Source organism: Rhodoferax sp. (genome assembly GCF_028715765.1).
Taxonomy (GTDB): Bacteria; Pseudomonadota; Gammaproteobacteria; order Burkholderiales; family Burkholderiaceae_C; genus Rhodoferax.
The window spans coordinates 1-15,600 of the sequence record NZ_JAQURE010000019.1; the positions used below are offsets into that span (position 1 = coordinate 1).

Here is a 15,600-nt window from a genome sequence, read left to right on the forward strand (position 1 = left end):
CACCTCCAGACTGTTGGATAACCGTATGATTTCAAACGGAATTTCTAATGGTATCCATTAGAAATCTGCACTGGGAGGTTTGCACCACTTTTCTTTTGAAAATCCTAATGGACTATCTGGGTTCAACGATCTAGCGCGCCGAAGCGACCAATCTCTGTTGTCTGCAAGCTCATAACGATCACGGATATCCTGATCTGAAATGCCTTCATTGAAGAAATCATGAATCCGCTTTTGTGCTTCGTCAGCACCGAATGCAACCGCGAAGTGGTCACGATGTGAATTTGGCCCAAGCAAGGTCAGCCCAAAAATTTTCATAAGCGGCCAACCTTTCGCGTACTCTGCCGCATCAGATTCATCGCGTGGCACCAGTAGCAGTTGCGGCAAGGCAGGTTGCAGGCTTTGCCACGGTGTGTCTGACAGGCCATGCTTTTCAAGCCAGCCGTATTTGTACTCGCGGCTGCCCCACAAATCGGCTTGATGAATGCGAGCTTTCAAGGTCACTTTACCGCCCTGGAGTTGGTGATGCTTGTTTTTCTTGGCACCAGATTCGGGCGCGGTAAGTTGAAAGGGTTCTTCAACCGCTGGCGCGACAAATTCGGGGGGTAGCTTCACCAGGAAAGTTATAGACACACCTTCCAGAATGTCGAATACGTTTTTGTCATCGCCCTGAATTTGCAATATTTTCGGAGTCCGTTCGCCCTTGTTGCCATTGCCGTGCAGGTCAAGCACATAAATATCGTCAAAGTCAGCCATCAGTTGTGCCCGCATACCGCGAAAAATAGGGCCATCCAAAAAGCTGTTGCTGCTGATAAAAGCCACGATGCCATGGCCGGTGCGCTTGACTCGGTCGTGCGCAAAGCGGATGAATTTGACGTAATCGTTGTTAATCCACTTGCTGTTGCGCTCTTTGAGCGGGCCACCTTCGGGCTCGGTTTTATAGCTTTGCAGCAGCGCCATGATCCAGTCGCTCTTGTTGCGCGACTCGCCTGAATACGGCGGGTTGCCCACGACCACCACCACGGGTTGGTCGAGCTTGATTTTTTCAGCCCCTTCGTTTTCTTTCGCAATCCACTGGCCCAGCATGGCGGCGGTTTTCTGGTGCAGCTGGTCAAGGGTGTTGGTCAGGTAAACATGCAGGCGCTCGCCCTGGGCAAATTCAAAGCCAGTCTCCGTGAGCTGCAGCGCCAGCTTGAGGTGGGCCACGGTGTAGGGCGCCATCATCAGCTCAAAGCCAAAAATGCGCGGCAGCAACTGGGCGCGCACATAACCCGGCCATGCGCCCGCGCCGTGCTCGGCGTCTACCCGCTGGTGAATCAGGGCGATGACTTTGCGCAAAAAAGTGGCCGTGCCAGTGGCTGGGTCAAGCACCAGCGCGCTGGGGTCGGCCAGACCGGCTGGCAAGCCGAAGCGGTTGACCAGCAGCCAGTCAACACCGCGCACGATGTAGTCCACCACCGGTTCAGGCGAGTAGAAAACGCCGCGTGAGTCGCGCAAGCTGCGGTCGTATTCGGCCAGAAAAGTTTCGTAAAAATGAAACACCGGGTCTTCAAAGCCCTGCTTACGGCTTTGGTGGTGCAGCACTTTGTCCATGTCGGTGTAGCGCAGGCTCTCAGCTATTTGTACTACCAGCCAGCGCAGGTCTTTGTGCAGGCTGGGGCTGGCGATGTGCTGGAAAAATTGCCGCAAAAACGGGTTTGCTTTGGGAATGAGGTAGGCCGCTTGCTCCAGGCTGAAGGCATCGTCTTTTTTAAGGCTGTCAGGCAGCGACTCGGGGTTGCCGCCAAACATGCTGGTGTGCGCAAACACGCGTGCGGTGAACAGCCCGTAGGTGGCAGTTTGCGCGTACATATCGGCAAATTCTTCGGGTTTGAGGTCTGGCACCAGCATGGCGCGAAAACTCTCGTCTTGCGCCATCAGGTCTGCATCGCCCGCAGTCAGCAGCTCCAATGACAAGTCCCGCAGCAGCCGGGTTTGACCCGCCAGGTTTTTGGCCAGTTGCTGCGGGCTTGACACGGTGGGCGTGACTTCGGCCAAAAAACAGGCCATCAACTCGGCCCAGCGGGCTGGGGCGTCTTTGGCGGGGCTGACGTGCAGGCCGTTCAACTCGCCCAGGCTGATTTCCATGCGCTTTTCACCGCCCACGAACCAGATGAAGTCGAGGTAGTTCGTTAACAGCAGGTTCGGCAGCGCTTCAAGGTAACGCTTGAGCTGGTTGGTTTTGAGCGTAGCTTTAAGGCTTTTGTCCACGTCTTTGGCCTCGACAAAGCCCAGCACCGAGGCGCCCTTGCGCACGATGTAATCGGGCTTGTTTTCACGCTGTGTGGCTTTGGGCTCGTTGGTGGCGAGCAAACCGGGCGCAGCAGACTCAATCAAGGCTTTAAGGGCACTGCGGTGCGTGTGCTCTGTGGCGTCGCCGCGCGACAGTTCTTTTTGCAGGGATTGCAAGTAGGCTTGAACGGATAGGGAGGCGTTGGTTTGGGCGTTGCTGAGGGTCATCAACTTATCGTAACAGCGGCCCATAGTTATACTAATGTGTAATATAAATCCCGAGAGTTCACTATGCCCACCGCAACCCTGCGCACTGTTGGCGGCTCTGTCGTCATGGCCATACCCAAAAGATTGCTTGAACTTGTCCACTTGCAGACAGGCGCACAAGTCAACATTGATGTTCAAGACGGCAAACTGATCGTGGCACCGCTCAAAAAAGCGCGCTACACACTGGCTCAATTGCTGGCGCAGTGTGATGGAACTTGCCCCATGACAGAAGAAGACCGCAACTGGCTAGACGCCCCACCAGTTGGGCTTGAAATCATTGAGAAGAGCCACTGATGCGCACCCCTGCACGCGGCGACGTCTGGCTTGTCAGCCTCAACCCCACCTTGGGCAAAGAACAACAGGGGTTGCGCCCGGTACTGGTGGTGTCAGACAAAGCATTCAACAACTTGGGTTTGTGTGTGGTCTGCCCCATCACTCAAGGCGGTTTGCAATCTCGGTTTGCCGGTTTTGCCGTAACCTTGATGGGCAGCGCAAGCGTCTCACAGGGGGTGGTCATGTGCAACCAGCCACGCACCATCGACATGCACGCACGATCAGGCCGCTTTGTCGAAGCTTTGATGTCACGCTTTCTGATGGATGAAGTGCTGGCTCGGCTTCAACCTATTTTTGAGCTTTGACAGCGACTGGCCAAGCCTATTTCCCCAGCGCCCGCAACGCCAGCTTGATGCCTTCGCTCACGCCCACCTCTTTGGGCAGCGCCTTGAGCGCCAAGGCCGCCTCGCGGTCGTTGTAGCCCAGCGCCAGCAGGGCTTGCAAAATGTCAGACTGCGCGTCGCTGGCAACGCTGGCCACCACGCCAATGTCAGGGCCGAGCTTGCCTTTAAGCTCCAGCAACAGGCGCTCGGCAGTTTTCTTGCCAATGCCTGGCACCTTGATCAAGCGCCCGGCCTCTTGCAGCGTGATGGCTTGCGCCAGCTCAGCCACGCTCATGCCCGACAAAATAGCCAACGCAGTACGCGGCCCCACGCCCGAGATTTTGATCAGCTCGCGAAAGCCTTCGCGCTCTTGCGCGCTGGCAAAGCCATACAGCAGCTGCGCGTCTTCACGCACCACAAAATGTGTCAGCAGCGTGACCTTGGCGCCCAGCTCGGGCAAGTTGTAAAACGTGCTCATGGGCACGAACACCTCGTAGCCCACACCGTGGCAATCCAGCACCACCGCGGGCGGGTTTTTGGCATCGAGCGTGCCAGTGAGTTTCGCAATCATTTTTTGCCTATCATGGGGAACAATTTTTGGAATTATCAACGTGATCCTTCGCCACCTCTTCACCCCTCCCAACAACACCCGCCTGGCGCACCTGTGTGGCCCCATGGACGAACACCTGCGCAGCATCGAGCTGGCGCTGCAGGTCAAAATTGCGCACCGGCATGAACAGTTCAAGGTGGATGGCCTCAAGGCCAACGCCAAACGCGGCATGGAAATGCTGCAAGCCTTGTACGAAATGGCGGCGCGCCCGATTGAGCCGCGCACCGTGCAACTGATGCTCTCTGGCGACGGCGATGTGCAGGGCGAAGACAGCCCCTCACTCAAAACCAAACGCGCCGACCTGAAGCCCCGCTCCATCAACCAAGCGCGTTACCTGGACAGCATTGCCAGCCACGACATCACCTTTGGCATTGGTCCGGCCGGCACCGGCAAAACCTACCTGGCGGTGGCCATGGCCGTGGACGCCTTGCAACGCAGCGCCGTGCAACGCATTGTGTTGACCCGCCCAGCGGTGGAAGCAGGCGAGCGGCTGGGTTACCTGCCGGGCGACCTGGCGCAAAAAATTGACCCCTATTTGCGCCCGCTGTACGACGCGCTGTACGACCTGATGGGTTTTGAGGCGGTACAAAAAGCCTTTGAGCGCCAAACCATTGAGATCGCGCCGCTGGCCTTCATGCGCGGGCGCACCCTGAACACCAGTTTTGTGATTCTGGACGAGGCGCAAAACACCACGCCCGAGCAGATGAAGATGTTTCTGACCCGCATCGGCTTTGGCTCTAAAGCCGTGGTGACTGGCGACGTGAGCCAGATTGACCTGCCCACCACCCAGTTCAGCGGCCTGATTGATGCCGAGCGCGTGCTCAAAGGCGTGGCTGGCATTGCCATGTGCCGCCTGACCAGCGCAGATGTGGTGCGCCACCCGCTGGTGGCACGCATTGTGGACGCCTACGACGCACCCGGGCGCATTCACCCACACCCCCGCCACGATGCCCTGCCGGTGCCCGACTTTGAAGCCACCCCCCTGCCCGTGCACACCCCACCCAAACTGCCCCAACGCGCTAAAACCGCCCCCAAAGCCAAGGCAAACGCCAACACGGTGGTGCGCAAACCAGCGCACAAGAAGCCTGTTTTGTAAGCAAATTACTATTGAATACATAGCTACTTATGCTTATAAATAAAGCGCTAAAGGCCAATTTCTTATAAATTTAAAACCCCATGAACCAACTTACCCTGTCTTTGCAATTTGCCCGCTTTGCCGATGCGCCACTGCACCGCGCGGCACTGCCACGCCACAAAGTGGCCAAATGGATTCGCCATGCGCTGCAATTTGATGCCGAAATCACGGTGCGCATTGTGGACACCGAAGAAGGCCAAACGCTCAACCGCGACTACCGAAAAAAAGACTACGCCACCAATGTGCTGACCTTTGACTACAGCCAAGAGCCCATCGTGACAGCCGACCTGGTGCTGTGCGCCCCGGTGGTAGCGGCAGAGGCCAAGGAGCAAAACAAGACCTTGGAAGAACATTACGCCCACCTGCTGGTGCACGGAGCCTTACACGCCCAAGGCTGGGATCACGAAGAAGACGAAGACGCCCAAGTGATGGAGCTGCGCGAGAGCGAGATCATGGCGCGACTGGGGTTTGAAAACCCGTATTGATGGCAATAAATTTCAGGTGATGGCCTGGCAAACTTTCAAGCACGGGCTTTCAGGCGCGCCCTCACACCAGCAAGCTGGTGTAGTGCTGGTACAGCGTGAACAAAAATGCCACCCGTTCGGCATCTGTTTTCAACCCCTTTGTACCGTAGGCAGCGTCTACGGCTTTGTCTAGCGCTTTGTGCGCTGCGGTCAGGTTGGCGGGCATCGTGACCGGGTTGTAAAGGTCAGCCAAGCTGGCCGGGGTTTTGCCTTTTTGGTGCACGGCTCTGGCCTCGAGCACGCCTTGTGCAGCGGTGCTGACGGCGGCGTGCAGCTTGTCACTGACATCCTGTGGCCAGGGGTAATTGTTGTAAACAATACCCGCCGAATAACGAAAATCGCTCTTGAGCCGCCCGCAGGTGTAGCGCACCCAGGCGTTGTGCATGGTCGAGCTGAGCACGCCAAACTCGTACGCCGTGGCGTTGGGCACCACCAAGGCTGCATTGCTGGCCACCACTTTGGGCTGCATGAACCCAATCGGGACAAACTGGCGTTTTTCTGATGACACACTGGGTATGAACAAATAAGCGCTTTGGGGTTGCCGGTCTTCCCCAAACAGCGCAGGCGTGGCAGCCAGCGCCTGGGTGGTGGGGCGAGCGCTGTTGGCACGATGCTGTCGCACACCTTCAAGGCGCTGGCGCACCGCTTTCAATGTGGTCAGGGTTTGCGGCGGGCAGTCTTTGAGCCACAAACACCAGCGCGTGCCGTTGTTGATGAATTCATCTGCGCCCATGAAGCGCCTAAGCCAGGGCGCCGCAGCAGGCTCCACCGCCAGCAGCGCAGCCTTTTCATCTGGCTTTAACAACAAGCCACCGCCATCATTGGGCATGGAGCCAAACACAATGGGGGAGACCTTGCAAATGGGCGCGCGCCGGTTGGGCAGCGCCACCGAGGGCGCATCCACCAGGTAGGGGTTGATGTTTTTGGCGGTCACCTCATGCGCCAACCCTTGGATGTCTTCGTATTCAAACAGCCGGGGCGCGGGCACGGGCTCCATGCCAAACCCCACAATCACACAATGCACCGCCGCCTTGCCAGGCGCGTCGTTGCTCCATTGAAAGGTTCGATGCGCAAACCGAATGCACATGCCCTGCGCCAGCATCCACGCCCACAACACGCCCACTTGCTCGCCTTGGGTAATGCTGTTGGTAGAAACGAATCCGCAGCGAATGGCGCGGCGCTGCTTGACCTCTGCCACTGCAGCCGCGGCAAACATGTCACCCAAACCCTGCCCGAACTTCACATCCTTGAAGTTTTTTCGCCCCTTGTTGGCTTTGGCTGCAATGCCACCAAACCCGTCAGGCGTGCTGCTGATGTATTGCCCGGCCTTGACGAACCAGCCCGCCACAAAATCCAGCACGCCCGCACCGGCCATGCCGTGCGTGACCGATGCCAGTGCCGCTTTTTGCTCGGCTGACTGCATTTGTTTGCCAATAAAAGGCGGGTTGCCCATGATGAAGTTAAGCTGGCGCGGTGGCACAAACTCAGCCCAATCAATTTCCAGGGCGTTACCCTTGCGAATGTTGGCGCTTTTCACCAACGGTATGCGGGTGATGACTTCACCAAACGCCACCCCGGCCATCACATTCATCTGGTGGTCGGTCAGCCACATGGCCACTTGGGCAATTTGCGCTGGAAACTCTTCAATTTCAATGCCGTAAAACTGGTCTACATCCACCTGCAAAAACCCAAACACGCTGCCCACTCGCTGGCCAAACTTGGCGGCGGCACGCAACACCTCAAACTCAAGCTTGCGCAGCTCGCGGTAGGCAATCACCAAGAAATTGCCACAGCCGCAAGCGGGGTCCAAAAAGGTAAGGGTTTGCAGCTTTTTATGAAACTCAAACAGCTTGTCCTGGTTGGTTTTGATTTTTTCAAACTCTGCCTGCAACTCATCCAGGCACAGCGGCCCGAGCAGCTTCAGGATGTTGGCCTCGCTGGTGTAATGCGCCCCCAGCTGGCGGCGGCGGTCGGCAGCTTCCAGCTCGATCACGGTTTGGAACATGGCGCCAAAAATGGCCGGAGAGATGGCACCCCAATTCATGGCGCACAGCGTCAGCAGCTGCTGGCGCATGGCCGTATCAAACTGCGGCGGACGAAAGTGCGCTTCAAACAGTTTGCCGTTCACATAGGGAAACAGCGCAAAATGCTCGGCCAGCCTGCCTTGGCGTTGGCTGGGCTCTTCGTTCAATGTGCTGAACATTTCATCCAACACCGCACCCACGTCAGAGCCGTCGGTGTGGGTGTGAAATTCAATCAGATCATGAAAACTGTCTTTGGGTTGAAAAATGCCGGTGTCGTCAGCAAACAGGCAAAACAGCAGCCGCACCAGAAAGACTTCCAGTTTTTGGCCGGTGTAATTGTCCCGCTTCAAGGCATCATGCAGTTGACCCACTGCCACCACCGCCTCTTGGTTGATCGGGTCAGATTCACGAATGCGCTGCGTGCGGTAACCCGCAATAAAAGCAAAGTGGTGGATGTTTTGCGGCAGCTCTGAAAGTTTGAACTTGTGCACCGGTGCCACACCGTCATCTGGCTCCAAGTCGTGCAACTCAAACCGCTCAAAGTCACACACCAGCACATAACGGGGCAGTTCCTCGGGCTTGAGCCCCGGAAAATAGTCAATGGCCTGCTGGTAAGCCCGATCCAGGTCACGTCCCAGAGATTTGTGCTCAATCAGCAGCGTACCCTTCCAGAGCAGGTCAATCTTGCCCTGCGCCGTGCCCAGCTTGTGCACCCGCTTCTCAAAGCTCGACACCTTGCGTCGGGAAACCCCAAACACATCAAAAAATGCGTCCCAAAAGGGCTTGGCATCAGCATCCTCGCTCTCGGTGCCCTGCCACTCGGCAGCAAAAGTGGTGGCGCGTGCGCGAATTTCGTTCCAGCTTAACGGCATGTTGAGATCAATTTCGTGTGGAGATGAGCCACCCAGTCGGTAGCGGCTTTGTCAAACTGTCTGAGATTGACCGCTCAAAGGTTAGCACGATGTGGCGATACATCACGGCACGCCAACAGGCGTCAACCGGTTGCCGTGTGCTGACCCTACCACGCAGCGCACGCCAGCAGCCGGATGCCAAATTTGAGGTGGCGCAATTCAGCACCGACTCACGCCCCCAACGGCTCCACAAGCTCTTCCACATACTCCGACAAGGCCGCCAAAACGGCTTCGCCACGCGCGTCTACCCCATCGGCCAGCTGATCCATTTGCGCCATCCAATCATCTAATGTCAGGGTGCCTGCCGCACCATCGAGCAGGTATGCCTTGCGGTGGGCTTGCCAGCGCTGTTGCTCTTGGGGACTCAGCGTGGCGGGGAAGTTGCGGGCGCGGTAGCGCCACAGCAGCTCGGGCAGGCGAACATCGTCAAAACTGGGGCGGGCGCTGGCCAGCTCTTGCGGGGTGCGCTGGCGCAAGTCGTTCAGGCGGCGGCGGTCGGCGTTGCCCACAAAACCGCCATACAGGTCTTCGTCCACATCCACTTCACTGGCCGCTTCGCGCTTGAAGACTTCAGCCCACACGCCGCTCATGTCGGGCAAATCACGGGCCACGGCGGCGCGCTCGCACTGCAGCGCCAGGTCAATGCCCCAGCGCTGAGCCTGGGTGGCGTTCAGCACTTTCAGGTTGCTCATGACCATGGGTGACTTGTTCAGGTGCACCGATTTGATCGGCAAACGGCTCACCCCTGCGGGCAAGTCTGCGGTTTTGGTAAACAGGCGCAACCGGATGTCGGCCACGCTCAAACTGGCCAATTCGCTGGGGTCAAACGCCAAGTCCCAGGCCAGCAGCTCGTTTTTGTTGCCGGGGTGCATGGCCAGCGGCCACATCAACGCGGTGCAGCCGCGCTCGGGCGAAAACATGCCCGACACATGCAAAAACGGTTTGGCCTGCGCCCGGGTGGTGGGCAAGCCAAGCTCGGCCATGACTCGGTCTTTTTTGTGCAGACCAAAACAAAAGTCGAACAGTTTTGGCTGTGCGGTTTTGATGAGCCGCGCCAGCGCGATGGTGGCGTGCACGTCGCTCAAGGCATCGTGCGCTGCCTCATGCACCAATCCGTTGGCGGCGGTCAGGTCAGTGAGCTTGAAGCTGGGCTTGCCCTCGGCATTCACTGGCCACTGAACGCCCTCGGGGCGCAGGGCGTAGGCGGTGCGCACCACGTCGAGCAAGTCCCAGCGGCCACAGTCGTTTTGCCACTCGCGTGCATAGGGGTCGATCAGGTTGCGCCAAAACATGAAGCGTGTGATTTCATCGTCAAACCGAATGGTGTTGTAGCCCACACCCACCGTGCCAGGCAGCGCCAGCGCTTGCTCAATGTGGGCGGCAAACTGGTGTTCAGGCAGCCCCTTCTCAAGGCATTCCTGGGGCGTGATGCCAGTGATCAGACAAGCTTGCGGCTCTGGCAAAAAATCATTGGCTGGCTGGCAATACAGCATAAGCGGCTCGCCAATGGGGTTCAGCTCGGCATCGGTGCGGATGGCGGCAAACTGCGCCGGGCGGGCACGCCGGGTGTTGATGCCAAAGGTTTCATAGTCGTGCCAAAGAAAAGTGTGGGTCATAAAAAACCTGGTAGTCACTGTATTTGCTACTTTATAAATAGCTGCTTACGCTTATTCTATAAGGGCTAAAGGCTTATTTTTTATAAATTTAATTTCAATTCACTAAACGTTTACGATGCTTGCAAAGCGTCAAAGGTTGTCATGAAATGGCTACCCCGCTTGCTCGTCCGCATTAACCGCGTCACTTGCTATCGGCGGCATGTGACCCAAAAAAATAGGCTCGTATGGATTTCAAAATTCTCTTTGCAACTCGGATCATCCGGCTTTTTTGCTATGGCTTTCTGTCGCTCATTTTGGCGCTTTATCTTGCACAAGTTGGGCTCACTGGCGCGCAGATCGGTCTGCTGTTTTCGCTCACGCTGGCGGGGGACGCGGCGGTGTCACTGTGGCTGACCACCTCGGCAGACCGGTTTGGCCGGCGGCGCACGCTGCTGATTGGCGCGCTTTTGATGTTAGGCGCGGGACTGGTTTTCATGGTGACGGACAACATTGCCGTGCTGATGGCGGCGGCCATTGTCGGCGTCATCAGCCCGAGCGGGAACGAGATCGGACCGTTTCTGTCGGTTGAGCAGGCCAGCCTGAGCCAGATCGTCCCAGACCAAAAGCGCACGCACGTCTTCGCTTGGTACAACCTGACGGGCTCGTTTGCGACCGCGGCCGGTGCGCTGTGCGGTGGCTGGGTGGCGCAAATTTTGCAGAACCGTGGCTGGCCGGCGCTGGACGCCTACCGCGTGGTGCTGGGCGCTTACGCCGCCGGTGGTCTGCTGCTGGCGCTGCTTTTTCTGAAGCTCTCACCCGCCATCGAGGCGCAGAAAAAAGTGGCCGGCAGCACAAAGCTTGTGCTGGGGCTGCACCGCTCACGCGGCGTGGTGCTGCGCCTGTCGGCCTTGTTTGCGCTAGATGCCTTCGCCGGTGGCCTGATTTTGCAAAGCCTGATGGCGTATTGGTTCCACATCAAGTTTGGTATGGACACCGGGCTGCTGGGAAGCCTGTTTTTTGCGGCCAATGTGCTGGCTGGCATATCGGCCCTGCTGGCCGTGCCGCTGTCGAAGCGTTTCGGACTGATCAACACCATGGTCTTCACCCATGTGCCCTCCAACCTGCTGCTGATGCTGGTGCCGCTGATGCCGAACCTGCCGTTGGCAATCGGCCTGTTGCTGGCGCGTTTCAGCATTTCGCAGATGGATGTGCCAACGCGGCAGTCCTACACCATGGCCGTGGTGGCGCCCGACGAACGCTCGGCAGCAGCGGGTGTGACTGGCATCGCGCGCTCAGTTGGCGCATCACTGTCACCCCTGCTAACCGGCATGTTTCTGGCTAATGCGGCTTGGCTGAGTTTGCCTTTTTTCCTCTGCGGAGGTCTGAAACTCGTCTACGACCTGGCGCTTTACAGAAGTTTCAGCGCAATGAAAGCACCCGAAGAAAATCGGCCCTCATGAGTTCATAGCACCCTGAATAGTGACCTTTATTTTCTGCGCACCGAACGCACACCAGTCAACTCGGCCACCATGCCCAGCACCTTGTGCAGGCGGCCAGCGTCGGCCACTTCCACGGTAAAGATCATCCAGGCGGTGCCTTTGATGGACTGGGTTTGCACGCCGATCACGTTCATTTTTTCTTTGGTGAACACTTCAGAAATATCGCGCAGCAGCCCAGTGCGGTCGTGTGCCTGCACCGCCACGTCCACCGGGTAAACATGGCTGCTGGCGGCTTGACCCAGACCCCATTCAACCTCAATCAAGCGCTCGCCATTTTTGGCCACCATCTCAGCCAGGTTGCTGCAATCGGCGCGGTGCACGCTGACCCCCTTGCCACGCGTGACAAAACCCACAATGGCGTCCGGCGGTGCAGGTTTGCAGCACTTGGCCATTTGCGTCATGAGCGAATCCACGCCCACCACCAGCAGACCACTTTTGCCAGCCTGGTCGCCACTGCGGGGTTTGCGCAGCAAAGGTGCCTGGGCATCAAATTGGGCGGGCTCGTGCGGGCGCAGCAGCTGCTCGATGGGGCGCAGAGAAAACTCGTCTTTGCCAACCGATTCAAACAACGCATCGGCACTGGCAAAGCCCAGTTGGGTGGCCAGGTCTTCAAGCTTGATGGCGGTTTTGCCCTCGCGCTGCAGCAGTTTTTCAACCGCCTCGCGGCCTTTGGCAATGGTTTCGGTCAGCGCCAGCGCGTTGAACCAGGCGCGCACTTTGGTGCGGGCGCGGTGGCTGACCAAGTAGCCCAGCTCGGGGTTGAGCCAGTCGCGCGAGGGGCCGCCTTCTTTGGCGGTGGTCACCTCGACCGTCTGGCCGTTTTTCAATGGGGTTTGCAGTGGCACCATCACGCCGTCGAGCCGCGCGCCGCGGCAGCGGTGCCCCAGACTGGTGTGCACACTGTAGGCAAAGTCCACCGGGGTGGCGCCTTGGGGCAACTCGATGATGGCGGCATCGGGCGTGAGGACGTAAATGTAGTCATCCATCAGCGCCTGGCTGGGGCTGCCCGAGAGGTCGCGCTGCCAGGCCAGCAGCTGGCGCAGCACGGCGATTTTGTTGTCATAGGCGCCGCTGGCCGACACCCCGGCATAGCCCTTGGCACCAGCCTCCTTGTAGGCCCAGTGCGCCGCCACGCCGTTTTCAGCATGGTCGTGCATGGCTTGGGTGCGGATTTGAATCTCAGTAGGCTGGCCGCTGGCGTCACGCACCACGGTGTGCAAAGACTGATAGCCATTGACCTTGGGCTTGGCAATGTAGTCGTCAAACTCTTCGCTGATCGGGTTGAAATGGCTGTGCACCCAGCTCAACGCGGCGTAACACTCAGGCACGTTGGCCACCACAATGCGCAGGGCGCGCACGTCATAAACACGCTCAAAGTCAAGCGACTTGCCGCGCATTTTTTTCACAATGCTGTAGATGTGCTTGGGTCGGCCAGACACTTTGGCCGCCATGTGGTTGGCGTTTAAATCTGACTCCAGTTGGGCGCGCATGCGCTCCACTGAGCGCTCGCGCTCGACCCGGGTTTCATCGAGCAGGCGGGCAATGTGTTTGTAGGTGTCGGGCTCTGAAAAACGAAACGCCAGGTCTTCCATCTCCCACTTCAGCTCCCAAATGCCCAGCCGATTGGCCAGCGGGGCAAACACGTGCAGCGACTCGTCGGCCAGGCCAGCTTGCAGCGGGGTTTTGCTGTTGGCATAAAACCGCAGGGTTTGCAGGCGCGAGGCCAGCCGCAACATCACCACACGCAAATCGCGCGAGAACGCCAGCAGCATTTTGCGCACGTTTTCGGTCTGCATGGCACTGGTTTGCGCCAGCGCCAGCGGTGCGGCATCGGCGGCGGTGCGCATTTGCCGGGCATGGCGCTGCACCCGCACCAGCTTGGTGGTTTCCATGGCCAGCGCGGCAAAGTTGTCACCAAAGGCTTTGGCAATGACCTCTTGGGGCTTGTGCAAATGCTCGCAGGCATAGACCAAGTAGCTTGCCGCCTGCATCGCTTCAGAGCCGCCAATGCCACGCAAAATGGCCGCCACTGCATCGGCATGCGCCAGGATGTTTTCACCGGTGTCAAGGGTTTCGCAGGCCAGCAGCGGCTCGGCAAAGGCGCGCGCCCGGGTCAGGGCGTTGGCCTGCTCTGGCAGGCTGTGGGCGGTGGCAGCTACCACTGGCAGTACCGGCTTGGCACCCGGCGCAAGCGCTGGCACCACCGAGTCAGCAATGTAGAGACTTTTCATCAGGCCAGGCTCACAGGTTCATCCAGTAAAAAAGCCAGCACCGCCTGCACCTGAGGCTCGGCCACAAAGGTGGGCGCGTGCCCGACCCCGGCAAATTCAAGCAGCTGGGCGCGCGGGCCGCGCTGGGTCATGGCCTGGGCAGTTTGCACCGAGAGCAAGTCAGACTGTGCCCCGCGCACCAGCAAGGTTTGTGCTGTGATGCGGTCATAGGCCTGCCACAGCATGGCTTCACCCGCGGCTGCGGCCTCGGGGGTCAGGGCTTTGAAGGGCTCGGCCAGCGCCGGGTCGTAATGAAGGGTCAGGCGGCCGCTGCCGTCTGGCAACGGCTTGAGCAACGGGCGAGTCAGCGCCAGCCACTGCGCCGGGGTGTGCGGGCCAAAGCTGCTGGCAATGGCCCACAAGGCATCAGCAGCTTGCTGCTCAGAGTCAAACACCCCGGTTTTGCCCAAATATTGGCCAATGCGCTGCAGCGCCTGCCATTCAATGCTGGGACCGACATCGTTGAGCACCAAGCGACGCACTTTGGCACAAGCCGGCGGCTCGGGCAGGCTGGCCACTACCAGGCCAATCAGCCCGCCCATGCTGGTGCCCAGCCAGTCAAGGGTGTGGGCATTGAGCTGCTGCAATAGAGTGAGCATGTCGGCGGCGTAGGTGGGCAACTGGTACAGCGCGGGGTCTTTGAGCCAGTCGCTGCGGCCACGCCCGGCCACATCAGGGCAGACCACCCGCAGGGGTCGCCCTTGCTCAGCCGCACGGCGGCACAAGGCCTGCGCCAGCACCGTGAAGTCTTTCCCCACACGGGTCAGGCCATGCACGCACAGCACCACATGCGCACTGTCAGGCTGACCCCACTGCCAGTAGGCCATGCGGTGGCCGCCTTGCGGGTCGGGGCAGGTGACAAATTCAAGCGTGGGTTCGGCAGGTGGGTTGGGGTAAGACATGGGCGGGGGTTGGATAATGAAGTGTGAGGGCAGGTGCTGATGGGGTTTGAGCGCTTGCCAACATCCTAATTCAATCTGCAACACAGACTCCCCGTTTCATTTTTACAAGGAAATTTTCATGCTCAAAGGTAAAACAGCGCTGGTGACCGGTTCCACCAGCGGCATTGGTTTAGGCATTGCCAAGGCGCTGGCCGCCCAAGGGGCGAACATTGTGCTCAATGGGTTTGGAGATGCCGAGGGTCCCAAGGCCGAGGTGGCAGCACTGGGCGGCCAAGTGGCTTACCACGGTGCCGACATGAGCAAACCGGCCGAGATTGAAGCCATGATTGCCTTTGCCGCCGAGCAGTTTGGCCGGGTTGACATTTTGGTCAACAACGCCGGCATTCAGCATGTGGCGCGGGTCGAAAACTTCCCCGTGGAGCGCTGGGACGCCATCATTGCCATCAACATGAGCAGTGCTTTCCATGCCACCCGCGCCGCGCTGCCAGCCATGCAGGCGGCGGGCTGGGGGCGCATCATCAACGTGGCCTCGGTGCACGGGCTGGTGGCCTCGGCTGAAAAATCGGCCTATGTGGCGGCCAAACATGGTGTGGTGGGCTTGACCAAGGTGACTGCGCTGGAGAACGCCACCACCGGCATCACTTGCAACGCCATTTGCCCCGGCTGGGTGCTGACGCCGCTGGTGCAAAAGCAGGTGGACGCCAAAGCCGCTGCCCTGGGCTTGAGCAATGACGAGGCCAAAAAACTGCTGCTGGGTGAAAAAGAGCCATCGCTGCAATTCACCACCCCCGAAGAACTGGGCGCGCTGGCGGTGTTTTTCTGCTCCCCGGCCGCCAACAACGTGCGCGGCGTGGCCTGGAACATGGACGGCGGCTGGGTGGCGCAATAATTCAAAAGCAGCCATCAGGCACACCTGCCCTGCCCCCTTCTCTGGCAGGT

12 protein-coding genes are annotated in these 15,600 nt (G+C 58.8%); 6 read left to right on the top strand and 6 right to left on the bottom strand.

The window, feature by feature from the left end; all coding sequences use genetic code 11:
* Window positions 1–57: 57 nt before the first annotated feature.
* On the bottom strand, window positions 58–2,496 hold the full coding sequence (locus PHT20_RS08380; RefSeq protein WP_301020150.1) for an N-6 DNA methylase: 2,439 nt from the start codon (window positions 2,494–2,496) through the stop codon (window positions 58–60).
* 63 nt (window positions 2,497–2,559) lie between these two features.
* On the opposite strand from PHT20_RS08380, the gene PHT20_RS08385 reads away from it, so the two are divergent.
* Window positions 2,560–2,829 (top strand): AbrB/MazE/SpoVT family DNA-binding domain-containing protein, encoded by a 270-nt coding sequence (locus tag PHT20_RS08385; protein WP_301020151.1) that lies wholly within the window; start codon window positions 2,560–2,562, stop codon window positions 2,827–2,829.
* Entirely contained in the window at window positions 2,829–3,173 is a 345-nt protein-coding gene (locus PHT20_RS08390) for a type II toxin-antitoxin system PemK/MazF family toxin (RefSeq protein ID WP_301020152.1), read from the top strand. The genes PHT20_RS08385 and PHT20_RS08390 overlap by 1 nt, the downstream gene beginning before the upstream one ends.
* A 16-nt stretch (window positions 3,174–3,189) precedes the next feature.
* Here PHT20_RS08390 and ruvA read toward each other — a convergent pair whose 3' ends face one another.
* A complete protein-coding gene (gene ruvA / locus PHT20_RS08395) occupies window positions 3,190–3,762 on the bottom strand; it encodes a Holliday junction branch migration protein RuvA (RefSeq protein ID WP_300087875.1) in 573 nt (190 codons plus the stop codon).
* Window positions 3,763–3,802: 40 nt separating this feature from the next.
* Here ruvA and PHT20_RS08400 point away from each other — a divergent pair, with 40 nt between their 5' ends.
* Window positions 3,803–4,897, top strand: coding sequence for a PhoH family protein (locus tag PHT20_RS08400; protein WP_301020153.1), 1,095 nt, complete (start codon window positions 3,803–3,805; stop codon window positions 4,895–4,897).
* A gap of 80 nt (window positions 4,898–4,977) precedes the next feature.
* On the top strand, window positions 4,978–5,421 hold the full coding sequence (gene ybeY, locus PHT20_RS08405; RefSeq protein ID WP_301020154.1) for an rRNA maturation RNase YbeY: 444 nt from the start codon (window positions 4,978–4,980) through the stop codon (window positions 5,419–5,421).
* A gap of 61 nt (window positions 5,422–5,482) precedes the next feature.
* On the opposite strand, the gene PHT20_RS08410 is transcribed toward ybeY, so the two are convergent.
* The gene (locus PHT20_RS08410; protein WP_301020155.1) at window positions 5,483–8,356 is read right to left on the bottom strand and encodes a DNA methyltransferase; all 2,874 of its coding nucleotides are present in this window, start codon (window positions 8,354–8,356) and stop codon (window positions 5,483–5,485) included.
* Between the two features lie 209 nt (window positions 8,357–8,565).
* A complete protein-coding gene (sbcB, locus tag PHT20_RS08415; RefSeq protein ID WP_301020156.1) occupies window positions 8,566–10,011 on the bottom strand; it encodes an exodeoxyribonuclease I in 1,446 nt (481 codons plus the stop codon).
* Window positions 10,012–10,235: 224 nt separating this feature from the next.
* Between sbcB and PHT20_RS08420 the strand changes: the two genes are divergently transcribed.
* A complete protein-coding gene (locus PHT20_RS08420) occupies window positions 10,236–11,450 on the top strand; it encodes an MFS transporter (protein WP_301020157.1) in 1,215 nt (404 codons plus the stop codon).
* 26 nt (window positions 11,451–11,476) lie between these two features.
* On the opposite strand, the gene PHT20_RS08425 is transcribed toward PHT20_RS08420, so the two are convergent.
* Both PHT20_RS08425 and PHT20_RS08430 read right to left on the bottom strand, forming a co-directional pair.
* Window positions 11,477–13,720 carry a bifunctional (p)ppGpp synthetase/guanosine-3',5'-bis(diphosphate) 3'-pyrophosphohydrolase gene (locus PHT20_RS08425; RefSeq protein WP_301020158.1) on the bottom strand — a complete coding sequence of 748 codons (2,244 nt, stop codon included), beginning with the start codon at window positions 13,718–13,720 and terminating at the stop codon, window positions 11,477–11,479.
* Window positions 13,720–14,661, bottom strand: a complete 942-nt coding sequence (locus tag PHT20_RS08430; protein ID WP_301020159.1) for an alpha/beta hydrolase — start codon at window positions 14,659–14,661, stop codon at window positions 13,720–13,722. Before PHT20_RS08430 ends, PHT20_RS08425 begins: the two co-directional genes overlap by 1 nt.
* Before the next feature lie 118 nt (window positions 14,662–14,779).
* On the opposite strand from PHT20_RS08430, the gene PHT20_RS08435 reads away from it, so the two are divergent.
* Complete coding sequence (locus PHT20_RS08435) at window positions 14,780–15,550, top strand: 3-hydroxybutyrate dehydrogenase (protein ID WP_300084667.1); 771 nt, start codon at window positions 14,780–14,782, stop codon at window positions 15,548–15,550.
* Window positions 15,551–15,600 lie beyond the last annotated feature (50 nt).

Coding starts and splice junctions, on each gene's coding strand:
- PHT20_RS08380 (WP_301020150.1), bottom strand. CDS start 2,496: ATGACCCTCAGCAACGCCCAAACCAACGCCTCCCTATCCGTTCAAGCC.
- PHT20_RS08385 (WP_301020151.1), top strand. CDS start 2,560: ATGCCCACCGCAACCCTGCGCACTGTTGGCGGCTCTGTCGTCATGGCC.
- PHT20_RS08390 (WP_301020152.1), top strand. CDS start 2,829: ATGCGCACCCCTGCACGCGGCGACGTCTGGCTTGTCAGCCTCAACCCC.
- ruvA (WP_300087875.1), bottom strand. CDS start 3,762: ATGATTGCGAAACTCACTGGCACGCTCGATGCCAAAAACCCGCCCGCG.
- ybeY (WP_301020154.1), top strand. CDS start 4,978: ATGAACCAACTTACCCTGTCTTTGCAATTTGCCCGCTTTGCCGATGCG.
- PHT20_RS08410 (WP_301020155.1), bottom strand. CDS start 8,356: ATGCCGTTAAGCTGGAACGAAATTCGCGCACGCGCCACCACTTTTGCT.
- sbcB (WP_301020156.1), bottom strand. CDS start 10,011: ATGACCCACACTTTTCTTTGGCACGACTATGAAACCTTTGGCATCAAC.
- PHT20_RS08420 (WP_301020157.1), top strand. CDS start 10,236: ATGGATTTCAAAATTCTCTTTGCAACTCGGATCATCCGGCTTTTTTGC.
- PHT20_RS08425 (WP_301020158.1), bottom strand. CDS start 13,720: ATGAAAAGTCTCTACATTGCTGACTCGGTGGTGCCAGCGCTTGCGCCG.
- PHT20_RS08430 (WP_301020159.1), bottom strand. CDS start 14,661: ATGTCTTACCCCAACCCACCTGCCGAACCCACGCTTGAATTTGTCACC.
- PHT20_RS08435 (WP_300084667.1), top strand. CDS start 14,780: ATGCTCAAAGGTAAAACAGCGCTGGTGACCGGTTCCACCAGCGGCATT.